Source organism: Streptomyces sp. NPDC057438, assembly GCF_042802995.1.
In the GTDB taxonomy this organism is placed as follows: Bacteria; Actinomycetota; Actinomycetes; order Streptomycetales; family Streptomycetaceae; genus Streptomyces.
Window position 1 is genome coordinate 15,512 of the sequence record NZ_JBHVDD010000019.1, and the last position, 14,874, is coordinate 30,385.

Consider the following 14,874-nt stretch of genomic DNA (forward strand, 5'->3'; position numbering starts at 1 on the left):
TACCGGCCGGTCAGCTGCGCTGGCATCAGATCCTTCGGCAGAAGGAGTGACCTAGTCAACTGCCAAGGTGTGTCTCCTCCCGCCGACAGCTTCCGGCCGGGGCGGTTACAGTCGGTCCAATACGTATCGGGCCGCCCGTCGGGGCACATATCGCGCCCCGGCCGGGATGTCCGGCGGATGCCCCCGAGAGACTCCGCCGCGGCCCGTCCGACGACCCGAGGTACTCCGCGTGTCGGTTCTCGTTCTCCTTCTCGCCGTGGGCGCCGCCTGCTGTCTGGGCTTCGGCTTCGTCCTCCAGCAGCAGGCCGCCGCGCACGCCCCGCTGGGCGACTTCCTCTCGCCCCGGCTGCTGCTCGACCTGATCCGGGTGCCGCGCTGGCTCGGCGGGATCGGGCTGATGGTCTGCGGGATGGCGCTGGGCGCGGTCGCGCTCGGCCGGGGCGAGGTCACCCTCGTGGAGCCGCTCCTCGCGACCAACCTCCTCTTCGCGCTCGCCCTCTCCCGCTGGCAGACCCGTCAGTCGCTGGGCCGCCAGGGGTGGGCGGGGCTGGTGCTGCTCGCGGGCGGGGTCACCGCGTTCATCGTCGCCGGACAGCCGGAGGGCGGGGCGGCGGTCGGCGGCCCCTTCCGCCAGTGGCTGATCATCGGCGTCATGACGGGACTGGCGCTGCTGCTCACCGTCTACGCGAAGCGGTCCCGGTCGAGCGCCGCGCCGGTGCTCCTGGCGGTCGCCGCCGGGCTCCTGTACGGCATCCAGGACGCGCTCACCCGGGTCAGCGGACAGCTGTTCGGCGCGGGCGGCTGGAGCGGGCTGTTCACCTCGTGGCAGCCGTACGGGGTCCTGCTGCTCGGGGTGACCGGACTCCTCCTCGTGCAGAGCGCGTTCGAGGCGGCGCCGCTGCGGATGTCGCTGCCGGCGCTGACCGCCGCGCAGCCGCTGGCGGGGATCGCGTGCGGGGTGGGGTTCCTCGGGGACCGGCTGCGGACGGACACGGGGGCGCTCGCGTGGGAGGCGGCCGGGCTGGCGGGGGCCGTGGTGGGGGTGGTGCTCCTCGGGATGCATCCGGCGATGCCGTGCGGTCCCGCCGGGGCGCGGGAGGGCGTGGTGGGGGCGGGCGCGAGCGCCGTATAGCTCGGGGGCACGGGTCGCGGAGCGGGGGCGCGCGGCCGAGCGGGGGCGCGCGGTTCTCCCCGCCCCTGACGGGCGGGGGCGGTACCCCCTGTTCTCGGGCACCCACAATGGGGCCATGAGTGCCGCCGACGAGATCCTCGACATCGTGGACGAGAGCGACCAGGTCATCGGGCAGCTTCCGCGGGGGGAGGTGTATGCCCGGGGGCTGCGGCACCGGGCTGTGTTCGTGCTGGTCAGGGACGGGGCCGGGCGGGTGTTCGTGCACCGCCGGACCCCGACGAAGCTGATCTTCCCCTCGCTGTACGACATGTTCGTGGGCGGGGTCGTCGGAGCGGGCGAGTCCTACGACGACGCGGCGCTGCGTGAGGCGGAGGAGGAGCTGGGCGTCTCCGGGCTGCCCCGCCCGGCCCCGCTGTTCCGGTTCCTGTACGACGACGGGGCCGGGCGCACCTGGTGGTCGGCGGTGTACGAGGTCCGCTGCGAGCTGCCGGTGAACCCGCAGGCGGAGGAGGTCGCCTGGCACGGCTTCCTGCCGGAGGCGGAGCTGGAACGGCGCCTGGGCGAGTGGGAGTGGGTACCGGACGGGGCGGCGGCGTACGAGCGGCTGAGGGCGCACGGGGCCGCCGGATGACGTGCCGGGAGGGGCGGTCCGGGCTCCGTGGTCGACCGGTAATGTCCTGCACGTGATCGAATTTGCACGGAACGTCCGCCTCTGGTTCGTCCCCGAGGAGGTCCGGGCGGAGGGTCGGACCCCGGACTACCGGTTCTCCCTGGCCAACGAGCGGACGTTCCTGGCCTGGCTGCGCACCTCGCTCGCCCTGATCGGCGGCGGTTTCGCGGTGGACCAGTTCCTGCCGGACCTGCGCTGGGGCTGGCGCGTCGGGCTCGCCCTGGTCCTGTTGGCCTCAGGGGTGCTGTGCGCGCTGCGGGCGGTCAACCACTGGGTGCGCTGCGAGCGGGCTATGCGGCGCGGGGAGGACCTTCCGGTGTCCCGCTTCCCGGCGGTGCTCGGCATCGTCGTCGCCGTGGTGGCCGTCGCCATGGTCGTCGTGGTGCTGCTCCGGGGGGAGGGGTGAGCCCGTCGCCCGCTCCCCCGGGGCCCGCCGACCGCGACCCCGGCCTCCAGCCCGAGCGCACCCGGCTGGCCTGGCGGCGCACGACCCTCACCGGTGCCGTGGTCGCCGTACTCGCGGTGAAGTCCGCGCTGCACGGCCGGCCGTCGACGGCCGGCATGCTGGCCGCGGCGCTGTGCGCGGTGCTGTGGCTGGGCTGCCTGGCGCTCGCCCATCGCCGTATCCACGCCCTGGCGGTCCCCCGCCCGCCCGTCCTCGCACCCCGGATCGCCACGACGGCCGCCCTGTGCGTGATCGCCCTCGCGGTGTGCGGCGCGGCCCTGGTCCTCTGACCGCGCGGACGCGACGAGGAGCGGTCGGGACAACCAAAGCCTGGGCAGATCTTGGTCTGGGCGTGGAGTTTCCAAAGGGAGAATTGGGGCTTGTGTGACTAGCCTGGATTTGTCACCCCCTGTCCCACCGAAGGTGAGCGCGATGACCACCCTGCACCAGGAGCACCCCGTCCACGACCACGACCACGGGCCGGCCTGCGGGCACACCCCCGTGTCGCACGGGGATCACACCGACTACGCGCACGACGGACATCTCCACCGCGAGCACTCCGGCCACTGGGACGAATGCGAGCCCAGCGGGCACACCGCGCACGACGGGCACTCCCACGAGCACGGTGAGGACTGCGGACACCAGGCGGTCACCCACGGGGACCATGTGGACTACGTGCACGACGGACACCGGCACGCCGCCCACGACGGGCACTGGGACGACCACTGACGCACGTCCGTACGGCACGCACGCCTCGTACGGCGTTCTCGGCGGGCGGCGCCCGGCACCGGTTCCCGGCGCTGATTCCGGCACCGTCGCCCGCGCCGCTTCCGTACCCCGGTTTCCCCCGGTTCGTCGTCGACTGGCAGGCTCTGTCCACCAGTTGGCGACGAACCGGGGGGACGAAAGGGGTCACGATGACCGCGCGGGAGCCGTACACCGTCGAGCTCGCGAGCGACGTGTACGCGTATGTGCAGCCGGACGGCGGATGGTGTCTGAACAACTCGGGTTTCGTGAGCGACGGGACCACCACGCTGCTGGTGGACACGGCGGCGACCGAGCGCCGGACCCGCGCCCTGGGCGCCGCGCTGGACGCGACCGGGGTCCCGAGGCCCCGTCTCCTGGTCAACACCCACCACCACGGCGACCACACCTACGGCAACGGCTTCTTCACCCCCTCCGCCACGCTGGTCTCGCACACGGCCTGCCGCCGCGAGGCCCTCGCCGGCGGGCGGCACCTCCATCCGCTGTGGCCGGGGACCGACTTCGGCGATGTGGAGATCCAGGGCGCGGACCTGACGTACGACGAGCGCGTGACGCTCCACGTCGGTGACATCGAGGCCCAGGTCATCCACCCCGGCATCTCGCACACCGTGGGCGACTCCGTCGTGTGGCTGCCGCACCGGCGGGTGCTGTTCGCGGGGGACCTGGTCTTCGAGGGCGGAACGCCGTTCTTCCTGATGGGCTCGCTCAGCGGTTCGCTGCGGGCGCTGGCGCTGCTGCGCGAACTGGGAGCCGAGACCGTCGTACCGGGGCACGGCCCGGTCACCGACCCGTCGGCGTTCGACAGGGCCGAGCGCTACATCCGGTTCGTGGCCGAGGTCGCCGAGAAGGCGCACGCGGCGGGTCTGACACCGCTGGAGGCCGCGCGGAGCACGGATCTCGGCGAGTACGGCGCGCTTCCCGAGAGCGAGCGGCTGGTGGCGAACCTGCACCGGGCCTACGCCGAACTGGACGGGAAGCCCGAGGGCGAGGGCGTCGCCCCGTTCGCCGGGTTCATGGACATGGCGACCGTCAACGGCGGGGAGATGATGACCTGCCACGCCTGACGGCAGGACGGCAGGACCGCCGGGTCCGGCCGGACAGCGGTGCGCTCGCGCAGAGTTCCCCGGGATCCCGTCGGGATCCCGCCGCGCCGCCCGCGATCCGGCCGAGACTCCGATCACTTTCGGGTCACCCACTGGACGACATACCGACCGGTCGGCATCATGGACGGGTCCCGGTACGCCGTGTGTAGGAGCGATGATGCACCCAGACCACCCGCCAGGTCTCGATCCCGACCGGCTCCGCGTCCTGCTCGACGCCGAGCGGCCCGGACTCGTGAGCGGCCCGCTCACCGGCCGGCTGATCGAGGGCGGACGGTCGAACCTGACGTACGAGGTCACGGACGGCACCGCCAAGTGGGTCGTACGGCGGCCTCCGCTGGGCCATGTGCTGGCGACCGCGCACGACATGCGACGCGAGCACCGCGTGATCAGCGCGCTGCACGCCACGGACGTGCCGGTGCCGAGCCCCGTGCTGTTCTGCGACGACGAGGACGTGCTCGGCGCGCCCTTCTACGTCATGGACTTCGTCGAGGGCACCCCCTACCGCACCGCCGAGCAGCTGGCCCCGCTGGGCCCGGAGCGCACCCGGGCCGCCGTACTGGGCCTCGTCGACACCCTCGTCGAGCTGCACGCGGTCGACCCCGCCGAGGTGGGCCTCGCCGACTTCGGGCGCCCTGAGGGCTTCCTGGACCGGCAACTGCGGCGCTGGGGCAAGCAGTTGGACGCGTCCCGCAACCGTGACCTGGCCGGCATCGACGAACTGCACGCGATGCTGGGACGCCGGCTGCCCCGCTCCCCCGCTCCCACCGTCGTCCACGGCGACTACCGCCTGGACAACGTGCTGCTCGGCGACGACGACCGGATCAGGGCCATCCTCGACTGGGAGATGTCCACTCTCGGCGACCCGCTCACCGACCTGGGCCTGCTGGTGATGTACAGCGTCCCGCTCGCCACGCCCGACTCGCCCGTCTCCACGACCGCGACGGCCGCCGGGCACCCGGATCCGTCGGAGATCGTGGAGCGGTACGCGGCCCGGTCCGGCCGTGACGTCTCCTCGGTGTCCTGGTACACGGCGTTCGCGTGGTTCAAGCTCGCCGTGATCCTGGAGGGCATCCACTACCGGTACACACTCGGCCAGACGGTCGGCCGCGGTTTCGACCGCATCGGCGACCTGGTCCCCGTCTTCATCGAACACGGCCTGACGACTCTCCGCGCCGGCACCCAGGAAGGCTGACCCGCCATGGACTTCGCATTCGACGCCCGCACGGAGGAGCTGCGCGCCAGGCTCCTCGCCTTCATGGACACGTACGTGTACCCGGCGGAGGCCGTGGCCGAGGAGCAACGGGCTCGGCTGGCCTCGCCCTGGGACACGCCCGCCGTGGTGGAGGAGCTGAAGGCCGAGGCCCGTCGGCAGGGCCTGTGGAACCTCTTCCTGCCCGACTCCGAGTACGGGGCGGGGCTCACCAACCTGCAGTACGCGCCGCTCGCCGAGATCACGGGCCGCTCCCCGCAGCTGGCGCCGACCGCGCTGAACTGCGCCGCGCCCGACACCGGCAACATGGAGGTGCTGAGCCAGTTCGGCGACGAGGCGCAGAGGAAGCAGTGGCTGGAGCCGCTGCTCGCCGGTGAGATCCGGTCGGCGTTCGCGATGACCGAGCCGGAGGTGGCCTCCTCGGACGCCACCAACATCACCACGCTGATCGAGCGGGCCTCCGACGGCACGGGGGACTACGTCGTCAACGGGCGCAAGTGGTACATCTCCGGGGCCATGAACCCCGACTGCAAGATCTTCATCGTCATGGGCAAGACGGACCCGGACGGGGCCGACATCCGCCGCCAGCAGTCGATGATCCTGGTTCCGCGTGACACTCCGGGTGTCACGGTGAAGCGCGCGATGCAGGTGTTCGGGTACGAGGACCACTCGCACGGCGGCCACGCCGAGGTGGTCTTCGAGAACGCGCGGGTGCCGGCCTCCCACCTGATCGGCGAGGAGGGCGGCGGTTTCGCCATCGCGCAGGCGCGGCTCGGTCCGGGCCGCATCCACCACTGCATGCGGCTCATCGGGATGGCCGAGCGGGCGATCGAGCTGATGTGCCGGCGCGCGGTGGCCCGGGAGGCCTTCGGCAAGGCGCTGGCCCAGCAGGGGGTCGTGCACAACTGGATCGCCGACGCCCGGGTGGCGGTGGAACAGCTGCGGCTGCTGGTGCTGAAGACGGCGTGGATGATGGACACGGTGGGCAACAAGGGGGCCCACACGGAGATCCAGGCGATCAAGATCGCCACGCCGCGGACGGTGGTGGGCATCCTCGACCGGGCGATCCAGTTGCACGGCGCGGGGGGTGTCAGCCAGGACTTCCCGCTGGCCGAGCTGTACGCGGCGGCGCGGACGCTGATGATCGCGGACGGGCCGGACGAGGTGCACCAGCGGTCGCTGGCGCGGCGGGAGCTGAAGCGGTACGTGTGAGGCCGGGCGCCTCATGGGTCGGGGGTGCGGGTGCGTCGGCGGGTGCGGCTCCCACCGGAGCCGCACCCGACAACGCACCCCCCTCGGCCCGTCCTAGGGGCGCAGCGCCCTCAGCAGCAGGTCCGCCAAGTGGTCCGCGACCTCCTGTGGGCCCATCGGGCCGTCCGGGCGGTACCACGTCGACAGGTGGTGGACCGAGCCGAAGTGGTAGTCGACGACCAGGTCGGCCGGGGTCGCCTTCGAGAAGACACCGGCCTCCTGGCCCTCCTCCACGAGCGCCCGGAACCGCTCGTGGTACCGACGGCGTTCCGCGCGGACCTGCTTGTTCTTCTCCGGGCTCAGGTGGTGCATGGACCTAAAGAAGATCATCGCGTCGTCGAGGTTGTCGATGGTGGTGACGACGACATCGGCGGCGGCACCCCGCAGCCGCTCCTCGACGGGCGCGTCGGCCCCCGCGAACGCGTCCAGCCGCTCCTGCTGGATGCGCAGCACGCGCGCGTACACCTCGTGGAGCAGGTCGTCCTTGGAGCCGAAGTAGTGGTACAGCGCGCCCTTGGTGACGCCGGCCGCCTCGACGATCTCCTGCACCGAGGTGCGGTCGTAGCCCCGCTCGGCGAAAAGCCGGGTGGCGGCGGCGAGCAGCCGCTGCGGGACGGGCGTACCGTCTCCGTCCGTCGTCCTGGGCACTTCCGCCACCTGCCTTCCGAGGTTCTGTCGTCGCCTGCCGGCCGCCCGTCGGCCCTCGGCCGGTCCCCGACCGGCCGGAATCGGGCGCTTCCGCCGGAGGATCATCCCACTCTCCGGCACGCGCCCGCCGGGCAGGGCGGTCAGCCCGTCGTCTCCCACTTCTGCTGGATGTGGTTCATGTTCGTCAGCCAGCGGTCCGGGTCGGCCGCCCTGGCCTGGTAGAAACCGGCCACCTCGGGGTGCGGCAGGATCAGGAAGCGGTCCTTGTCGATGCCGTCGAAGAGCGCGTCGGCCACGTCCTCCGGGTCGATCGCGGTGGGCGCGAGCACCAGGTCGCCCGCGCTGCCGGAGGCGGTCAGCATGTCGGTGCGCACCCCCTGCGGGCAGATCGCGTGGACCTTGACGCCCCGGTGGCGGTAGGTGAGGGACAGCCATTCGGCGAAGGCGTACGCCCCGTGCTTGGTGACGCTGTAGGGCGCCGCGCCGATCATGGTGAGCAGCCCGGCGGCCGAGACGGTCGAGACGAAACGCCCGCTGCCCCGCTCCAGCCACGCCGGCAGCAGTTCGTGGGCCGCCCGGACGTGGGCCATGACGTTGACGTCCCAGGCGAGCGCCCAGACCTTCTCGTCGGCCGCCTCCGTCCCGCCGGAGGCCAGTCCGGCGTTCGCGCAGTACACGTCGACGGTGCCGCCGAGCGCCTCCCGCGCCACCGGGACGATCGCGGACGCGTCCCCGGGGACGGCGATCCCGCCGATCTCGTCGGCCACGGCCTCGGCCCGGTCGCCGTCCAGGTCGTTGACGACGACCCGCGCTCCCTCGGCCGCGAACCGGCGGGCCAGGGCCGCCCCGATCCCGCCACCGGCCCCCGTGACCACCACACCCGCACCCTGCACGGCTCCCACGATCGGTCTCCTTCGACACGACGTATCAAGACTCGGTCCACCAAGACGACCAGACTAACCGGTCGGTATGTCTCCGAGGAAGGGTGAGGCCCGGCCCGCCCCGAAGGGCGCGCGGGAAACCGCGCGACCGGCCGCACGCGGCCCGCGGACGACAAACCACCCGCGAAAGCGCTTAGCTTGCACCGAACACCGCTTCCCTCGCCCGTGTCCGCGACCCGGAGGTCACCCCCATGCACCTCTCCCGCCGCTCCTTCCTCGCCGCCTCCACGGCCACGGCGGCCACCGCCACCGCCGGCCTCACCACCGCACCCCCGGCCGAGGCTGCCCGCACAGGGCTCCGCACCGGGTTCGAACGTCTCGTACGGGACGGCTACGGCGTCCTCGACGGCCAGAAGGTCGGCATCGTCACCAACCCCACCGGCGTCACCCGGGACGCCCGCCACATCGTCGACGTGATGCACGCCGACGACCGCGTGGACCTCAGGGCCGTCTTCGGCCCCGAGCACGGCTTCCGGGGCACCGCCCAGGCCGGCGGCTCCGAGGGCCGGCACGACGACCCGGCGACCGGGCTGCCGGTCTACGACACCTATCTGAAGAGTGGCCGCCCCCTGGCCGAGATCTTCACCGCCTCCGGCGTGGACACGGTCGTCTTCGACATCCAGGACGTGGGCGCCCGCTTCTACACGTACATCTGGACGCTGTACGACTGCATGGAGGCGGCCCAGCTGGCGGGGAAGCGCTTCGTCGTGCTGGACCGGCCGAACCCGGTGACCGGGCGGAGCGCCCAGGGGCCCGTGCTGCACAAGGAGTTCGCGACGTTCGTCGGGCGGCAGCCCGTCTCGCAGGCGCACGGGATGACGGTCGCGGAGCTGGCCCGGCTGTTCAACGGTGAGTTCCTCACCTCGCCCGTACCGCTGGAGACCGTCCTGATGTCGGGGTGGAAACGGTCGCGGTTCTTCGACGACTCCGGGCTGCCCTGGGTGCCGCCGAGCCCGAACATGCCGACACCGGACACCGCCCTCGTGTACGCGGGGACGTGTCTGTTCGAGGGGACGAACCTGTCGGAGGGGCGCGGCACCACGCGGCCGTTCGAGCTGCTGGGCGCGGAGGGCGTCGACCGGCGGTGGTCGGCCGCCGTGAACGAACTCGGCCTGCCGGGCGCCCGCTTCAGGGAGGCGTACTTCGCGCCGACGTTCTCGAAGTTCCAGGGGAAGACCATCGGGGGCGTACAGATCCATGTCCACGACCGCGCCGCGTACGACCCCGTGCGCACCGGGATCGGTCTCCTCGTGACCGCCAAGCGGGTGTGGAGCGGGTTCGCCTGGCGGCCGGACAACTGGATCGACAGGCTGACCGGCTCGGCGCGGGTACGGACCATGATCGACGCGGGGGCGGACACCGACGAGGTCGTGGCGGGCTGGCAGGAGGAGCTGGCGGCGTTCCGCAGGGTGCGCAAGGAGTATCTGCTGTACCGGTAGCGGGGGGCGCCGACGGCATGCGTACGCGACTATGGCCATCCTTCGCCGCCTGCAGGACCATGCGCGTGAGCGCAGCACCAGCGGGGCCGAAGGGGGCTCGTCGTGGCGGATCCGGTGATGAGCGTGACTCCCTACTGGGAACTGACCTTCGACGCCGACGGTGACGTCGACACCGGTCAGCGGGACCGGTTGTTCGCCGGGGTCCGCAGGAGCGGGATCGCCGACCTGGTCGTCTTCGCGCACGGCTGGAACAGCGACCGGTCCGGCGCGAGCGCGCTCTACAGCCGCTTCTTCGCCCCGTTCCCGGACCTCGCGCCGCGCGCACGGCTCGGGTACGTGGGCGTGCTGTGGCCCTCGATGCGGTTCTCGGACGAGCCGATCCCGGACATCGAACCGGCCCCGGCCGTGGCGCCCGGCCGCCCCGCGCTCGACAAGAGGACCCGCAACGCGCTCTCCGAGGTGTTTCCCGGGCGGTCGGTCGTCGTCGAGCGGCTCGCCGGGCTGCTGGAGAGCCGGGCGGACGACGGCCCGTCGCTGGAGGAGTTCGGGCGGCTGGTGCGGCTGCTGGTGGAGGTGCCGCCCCAGGGGCCGCAGGGCGCGTGCGCGGCGGACACGGTCACGGCGGGGGCGCCGCAGGGCCTTCCCGGGATGCTGTGCGGGGACACGGCGGCCGTGTGCGCGGACTTCGCGGCGGCCCTGGCGGAGGTCGGGACCTCGGAGGTGATGACCGGGACCGTGCCCGCCCCTCCGCGGGTGTGGGACGGGGCGCACGAACTCCTGCGGCAGGCGACGTACTTCGCGATGAAGCGCCGGGCCGGGGCGGTCGGCGAGCGGGGGCTCGGGCGGCTGCTGGGACAGCTGGCGCGGACCGCACCGGACGTGCGGGTGCACCTCGTCGGGCACAGCTTCGGCGCGCGCCTGGTGTCGTTCGCGCTGCGCGGGCTGCCCGAGGGCGTGCGCACGGTGAAGTCGGTGACGCTCCTCCAGGCGGCCTTCTCGCACTACGCGTTCGCGGCGCGCCTGCCCCACGACCGGGGCGCGAGCGGGGTGCTGGACGGCCGGCACAGGCGTATCGACGGGCCGTTGGTGTGCTGTCACTCCCGGCACGACTCGGCGCTCGGGACCATCTACCCGCTGGCCTCCCGGATGGCGGGCGACGCGCGGACGGTGCTGGGACTGAGTGTGAACAGCCTCCTCGGCGCCAAGTGGGGGGCCCTCGGCTACGGCGGGGTGCGGGCGGTCGAGGGCACCCGGTCGCTCACGCTGGCCGACGCCCTGCGGGCCCGGCTGCCGGCCTCGGGTTGTGTGAACGTCGACGCGTCGGCGGTGGTGCGACGCGGCGGGGCGCCGTCCGGGGCGCACGGCGACATCTGTCACGGGGAGCTGGCGCGGGTGGTGCTGGCGGCGGGCCGTATCGCCTGATCCCGGCCCGCCGCACTCACTCCGACTCGCTCACACCGGTGCGCACACCGGCGCGTTCGCCCGTGCGCACACCGGTGTGTTCACCGGTGCGAGGTGAACTCCACGACCTGCTGGTAGGTCGGCCGGTTCTGCCAGCTGATCTTGTTGTGCTTGATGCCGCCCAGGGTCCGCTGGATGATCGAGTCGGCGCACCACTGGTCGCCGGCCGAGCAGTTCGCGTCGCCGGGGTAGACCTGTGCGGCGGTCTTGCCGGCCGCCTCCTTGAGGGTGTTGATCAGGAGGGTGCGGCAGGCGCCGAGGCTGCCGCCGCCGCAGTACTGGTTCGCCAGCGGGCCCCGCACCGTCTCCCCCAGCACCGAGCGGATGTCCTTGTCGACGTAGCTCCACCAGCCGTACTGGAAGGAGCTGCCGGCGTGGGAGCCGGTCGGGCCGTGCGAGGCCGACGGGGACTCGTCGATGGGGAGGTTGGCGGTGATGGCGGTGTACAGGTCGGTGCCGAGGCCCGGTTCGAACTGGGCCTTCACCAGCAGCGGCCACCAGGCGTCCAGGATGCGGATCGCCTCGGCGTTGGCGTAGGTCTTGGAGCCGGCGGAGGTCTCCGTGCGCTTCGAACCGGAGGTGACCCAGGTCTGGAGCTTGGTGACCGCCGCTGCGGCCGCCGAGTCCGTGACCGTGCTGCTGTTGATGACCTTGAGCAGGTCGGGGACGACGTCCTCGGCCCTCAGGTCGGCGAGGCCCGCCTCGGCCATGGCCTTCGTGAGCGAGGCCCGGGTGACCCCGCCCGTGGCGACCAGCTTCTTCACCCGGTCGTCGAGGAGGTTGCCCCGGTGGACGGAGCCGTTGCCCCAGGGGGCGGTGGTGTAGTCGGCGGCCTGCTTGTTGTTCCAGGAGATGTAGTAGTCCTGGTCCATGGAGTTGGGGTGCTGGGAGGGCGGGGTGTAGTCGGCGGTGTTGCTGGTCGGGTTCCAGCCCCGCCACTCGTACGCGGACCGGGCCCAGGCCGGGAACTCGGGGTCGACGTTCGCGGGCCGCACCGGGTTGTCACCGCTGTTGTAGTAGGCGGTGTGGGTGGAGTCGGCGTAGAACCAGTTGAAGGTGTAGTTGATGTTCTGGACGGCCTTCTGGAAGCTCTCGGGGCCCTTGACGTAGTCCGGGTCGTTCAGCATCTGGAAGCCGATGATCGACTCGGCCTCGTTCATGTACGAGGAGCGCAGGGTGGTGTAGGCGACCTTCTTGCCGTCGACGGTGGCGCGGTGCGTGACGGGGCCGTACTTGGTGCGCCAGACCTGCATGCGGTAGGAGCCGGCCGCGGTGGAGTCGGCGGTGGTGGGCTTCCAGGAGTTGGTCTGCTCGATCTTCTCCATGGGCGTGCAGGTGCCGTGGTACAGGTAGTGGACGTCGTCCTGGCACAGTTCGACCGCGTACGCGTCGATGATGTCCTGGCCGGAGGTGGTGGCGCTCCAGGCGTAGTCCTGGCCCCGGCCGAGTTCGACGTACATGCTCAGGCCCGCGAAGGAGGCGCCGCGGGCGCTGATGCCCGGGCCCTGGATCTCCTGGAGCATGAGCAACTGCGGGGCGAAGTAGCCGGTCTGCGGGCCGAAGACGGCGACGGGGTGTCCGCTCGCGGTGTGCTTGCCGCTGACGACGAGGGCGTTGGACATCCCGCGCCGGGCGGAGCTGAGGGCGTTGTCGGTGGCCTCGGCGGACAGGCCCTTGGAGGCCGACGTGGCCGCGCTGCCGGTGCGGTCGTACACGAGGGGTTCCTCGGCCACCGTGCCGTCGTCGGGGAGGGCCATGCCCTGCGGGTCCGCGGGCTTGGTGGCGTACGGGAAGCTGCCGTCGTGGACGGTGAGGGCGGCCTCGGGGTCGTTGCGCTCGCGGAAGGACTCCCACACCTTGGTTCCCTCGGTGACGCCGTACTTCTCCTGGGCGGCCAGCAGGGAGAGGGCGTTGTTGACCTCGCCGCCGCCGCCCGAGCCGAAGAGGGCGCCGATGACGGAGGCCAGGGCGACCAGGTCGGTGGGCTTGAACTTCTCGATGGTGCCGGCGTTGGTGACGGAGTCCTTGTGGCCGGTCAGGACATACTCGCCGGGGAAGTAGCGGCCGCTGTCGGAGGCGTCGATGTAGGCGTTGATGCCGGCGACGTAGGCGTTGACGTCGGCGAGGGCCAGCTTCCCGCGCTCGCCGTTGGCGGCGACCGCCTTGTCGATCTGGGCCTGGAGATCGGCCTCGGTGTAGGGGGCGTGGCGCCAGAACTCCTGTTCCAGGCCCTGGTTGGAGGGGGCCCCGCCGGCGAACGGGGTCAGCTTGCCGCGGCCGACGTGGCGGAAGACGTCCATCAGCCACAGCCGGTCCTGGGCCGCCGCGTAGCCCGCGCCGAACTCGGTGCCGTACCGGGTGGTGCCCGTGATGTGCGGCACACCGGTCTTCTTGTCGCGGACGATCGTGACGTCCGTGCGGCCCGCCGGGCTCAGGGTGGAGGCGACCTGGCCGGAGGGGACGCCGAAGGAGGCGTCGTTGAAGAAGGTGTTGATCGAGGAGTTGGTGAGGCCCGGGTAGCCGGTGGCCAGGTTGTTGTAGGGGCCCAGCTGGTTGCTCGCGTTCTCCGGCATGGAGCCGAAGGCCTGGTTGAGCAGGATCTGGGCCAGGGTGGCGTTGCCGTTCTGGCCGGGCGGCAGGATGTCGGAGCACTGTCCGCCGCAGTGGTCGGTGACCGCGGCTGCCGCGTCGGCGGACGTGTCGGCCGCCGCGGCCGGGGCAGCAGGGGAAAGAGGCGACAAAAGACCGGCAACGAGTGCGCATATCGAAGCGGCCTTGAGGAACTCCGGGAATCTGCGGGGAGTTCTCAGTCTGTCGAGGGCGTTGCGTGAGGTGCGTGGGGTGCGCCGGTGCATGGCAGCTCCTGCCGACGAGGGTGGGCCGGATGTTACCGCCGGTATCCCCGGCTTTGAAGATGAACATGCGTCACGTTTTTTGGATCAACATCCTCGGACAGGCAACGCACAGCGTGAACGGGTACTCAGAAGTAGTCGTAAGCAGACAAGAAGAAGTAAGAGGCAGTCAGACGTAGGCAGGAACGGCCCATGAACGACTCAGTAGACGACTTATGGAGGTCATCGGAAATCGGATGGAGCCGAATCGCGTGTCGATACGTCTATTCGGCGACGTCCCGACGACGACGCCGAAGTGACCGAAGTACAGGTGCAGGTGTGACGGAGGTGCAGGGCGATGGCTGGTTTCCGGAGTCTGGCAAGACAGGTGCGAGATCCCAGGTGCGATCTGGCGCTGCGGCGTTATTCGCTGCGCAAGTGCCTTGAGCGCTTCGCCCCCTACGGGCATCGGGCGACCTGGGACCACCTGTGCTCACGGGCCGGGTTCGGCCCCGAGGACCGCAACCCCGACCCGGCGCGGCTCGTGGCCGCACTGGAGGAGTTGGAGGCGGCCCGCTCCGTGTGGCTCGACTACGAGGTGCAGTTCGCGCGGCGCCGCAAGCGGGAGAAGCACGACGGGCTGCGCAGGCCGGGCAGTGTGGACGACTGGCACCGGCTGACCTGGGGAGGGTTCGGAGTCGCCTGGTGCGACGACCCGGGGGTCCACCCGCGTGAACCGCTGGCGGAGGTGCTGCGCCGGCTCATCGCCGCACTGGAGCGCGAGCCGGGCTCGACCTGCCCGGTGTGCGAGGGCGAGCGGCTCGTCTGGAGGTACGACCTGGCCCACGAACCGTCCTCCGGCCCGGTCTGCACGGAGTGCGGAATCGTGGTGCCGCGACCGGTGCTCACACCCGAGGCCCTGGCGGAGTCCAGGCGCGGACGGCTGTTGATCTCGGCGTAGCGCGACGGGGGTGCGCC

General features: G+C 71.8%; 14 protein-coding genes. 11 read left to right on the forward strand and 3 right to left on the reverse strand.

The features are described from left to right. Positions 1-229 precede the first annotated feature (229 nt). From ACFU5F_RS13600 to ACFU5F_RS13635, 8 genes are all read left to right on the forward strand, one after another. A complete protein-coding gene (locus ACFU5F_RS13600) occupies positions 230-1,132 on the forward strand; it encodes a DMT family transporter (protein ID WP_383886363.1) in 903 nt (300 codons plus the stop codon). A gap of 115 nt (positions 1,133-1,247) precedes the next feature. Continuing rightward, a complete protein-coding gene (locus ACFU5F_RS13605) occupies positions 1,248-1,763 on the forward strand; it encodes an NUDIX hydrolase (protein WP_383886365.1) in 516 nt (171 codons plus the stop codon). A gap of 52 nt (positions 1,764-1,815) precedes the next feature. Continuing rightward, on the forward strand, positions 1,816-2,208 hold the full coding sequence (locus ACFU5F_RS13610) for a YidH family protein (protein ID WP_383886367.1): 393 nt from the start codon (positions 1,816-1,818) through the stop codon (positions 2,206-2,208). Beyond that, the gene (locus tag ACFU5F_RS13615) at positions 2,205-2,537 is read left to right on the forward strand and encodes a DUF202 domain-containing protein (RefSeq protein ID WP_383886369.1); all 333 of its coding nucleotides are present in this window, start codon (positions 2,205-2,207) and stop codon (positions 2,535-2,537) included. The genes ACFU5F_RS13610 and ACFU5F_RS13615 overlap by 4 nt, the downstream gene beginning before the upstream one ends. Positions 2,538-2,679: 142 nt before the next feature. Further along, positions 2,680-2,976 (forward strand): hypothetical protein, encoded by a 297-nt coding sequence (locus tag ACFU5F_RS13620; RefSeq protein WP_383886372.1) that lies wholly within the window; start codon positions 2,680-2,682, stop codon positions 2,974-2,976. 188 nt (positions 2,977-3,164) lie between these two features. Continuing rightward, a complete protein-coding gene (locus tag ACFU5F_RS13625; protein WP_383886374.1) occupies positions 3,165-4,076 on the forward strand; it encodes an MBL fold metallo-hydrolase in 912 nt (303 codons plus the stop codon). Positions 4,077-4,272: 196 nt separating this feature from the next. After that, on the forward strand, positions 4,273-5,307 hold the full coding sequence (locus tag ACFU5F_RS13630; protein ID WP_383886562.1) for a phosphotransferase family protein: 1,035 nt from the start codon (positions 4,273-4,275) through the stop codon (positions 5,305-5,307). Between the two features lie 6 nt (positions 5,308-5,313). After that, positions 5,314-6,537, forward strand: coding sequence for an acyl-CoA dehydrogenase family protein (locus ACFU5F_RS13635; RefSeq protein ID WP_383886377.1), 1,224 nt, complete (start codon positions 5,314-5,316; stop codon positions 6,535-6,537). A gap of 93 nt (positions 6,538-6,630) precedes the next feature. Here ACFU5F_RS13635 and ACFU5F_RS13640 read toward each other — a convergent pair whose 3' ends face one another. Beyond that, the gene (locus ACFU5F_RS13640; protein ID WP_326583914.1) at positions 6,631-7,224 is read right to left on the reverse strand and encodes a TetR/AcrR family transcriptional regulator; all 594 of its coding nucleotides are present in this window, start codon (positions 7,222-7,224) and stop codon (positions 6,631-6,633) included. Positions 7,225-7,364: 140 nt separating this feature from the next. After that, positions 7,365-8,129 (reverse strand): SDR family oxidoreductase, encoded by a 765-nt coding sequence (locus tag ACFU5F_RS13645; RefSeq protein WP_383886564.1) that lies wholly within the window; start codon positions 8,127-8,129, stop codon positions 7,365-7,367. Positions 8,130-8,356: 227 nt separating this feature from the next. On the opposite strand from ACFU5F_RS13645, the gene ACFU5F_RS13650 reads away from it, so the two are divergent. Next, the gene (locus tag ACFU5F_RS13650; protein WP_383886380.1) at positions 8,357-9,604 is read left to right on the forward strand and encodes an exo-beta-N-acetylmuramidase NamZ domain-containing protein; all 1,248 of its coding nucleotides are present in this window, start codon (positions 8,357-8,359) and stop codon (positions 9,602-9,604) included. Positions 9,605-9,721: 117 nt separating this feature from the next. Beyond that, positions 9,722-11,026: a serine-threonine protein kinase gene (locus ACFU5F_RS13655; protein WP_383886383.1), complete on the forward strand. Its 1,305-nt coding sequence runs from the start codon at positions 9,722-9,724 to the stop codon at positions 11,024-11,026. An 80-nt stretch (positions 11,027-11,106) separates the two neighbouring features. On the opposite strand, the gene ACFU5F_RS13660 is transcribed toward ACFU5F_RS13655, so the two are convergent. Next, entirely contained in the window at positions 11,107-13,920 is a 2,814-nt protein-coding gene (locus ACFU5F_RS13660) for a penicillin acylase family protein (RefSeq protein ID WP_383886386.1), read from the reverse strand. Between the two features lie 334 nt (positions 13,921-14,254). Here ACFU5F_RS13660 and ACFU5F_RS13665 point away from each other — a divergent pair, with 334 nt between their 5' ends. Then, positions 14,255-14,857 carry a hypothetical protein gene (locus ACFU5F_RS13665; protein WP_383886387.1) on the forward strand — a complete coding sequence of 201 codons (603 nt, stop codon included), beginning with the start codon at positions 14,255-14,257 and terminating at the stop codon, positions 14,855-14,857. The last annotated feature ends 17 nt before the right edge of the window (positions 14,858-14,874 follow it).

What these genes read in the sequence shown, in the direction of transcription:
- ACFU5F_RS13660 (WP_383886386.1), bottom strand. Translation starts at nt 13,920, where the DNA reads ATGCACCGGCGCACCCCACGCACCTCACGCAACGCCCTCGACAGACTG.
- ACFU5F_RS13605 (WP_383886365.1), top strand. Translation starts at nt 1,248, where the DNA reads ATGAGTGCCGCCGACGAGATCCTCGACATCGTGGACGAGAGCGACCAG.
- ACFU5F_RS13655 (WP_383886383.1), top strand. Translation starts at nt 9,722, where the DNA reads ATGAGCGTGACTCCCTACTGGGAACTGACCTTCGACGCCGACGGTGAC.
- ACFU5F_RS13625 (WP_383886374.1), top strand. Translation starts at nt 3,165, where the DNA reads ATGACCGCGCGGGAGCCGTACACCGTCGAGCTCGCGAGCGACGTGTAC.
- ACFU5F_RS13650 (WP_383886380.1), top strand. Translation starts at nt 8,357, where the DNA reads ATGCACCTCTCCCGCCGCTCCTTCCTCGCCGCCTCCACGGCCACGGCG.
- ACFU5F_RS13665 (WP_383886387.1), top strand. Translation starts at nt 14,255, where the DNA reads ATGGCTGGTTTCCGGAGTCTGGCAAGACAGGTGCGAGATCCCAGGTGC.
- ACFU5F_RS13620 (WP_383886372.1), top strand. Translation starts at nt 2,680, where the DNA reads ATGACCACCCTGCACCAGGAGCACCCCGTCCACGACCACGACCACGGG.
- ACFU5F_RS13635 (WP_383886377.1), top strand. Translation starts at nt 5,314, where the DNA reads ATGGACTTCGCATTCGACGCCCGCACGGAGGAGCTGCGCGCCAGGCTC.
- ACFU5F_RS13630 (WP_383886562.1), top strand. Translation starts at nt 4,273, where the DNA reads ATGCACCCAGACCACCCGCCAGGTCTCGATCCCGACCGGCTCCGCGTC.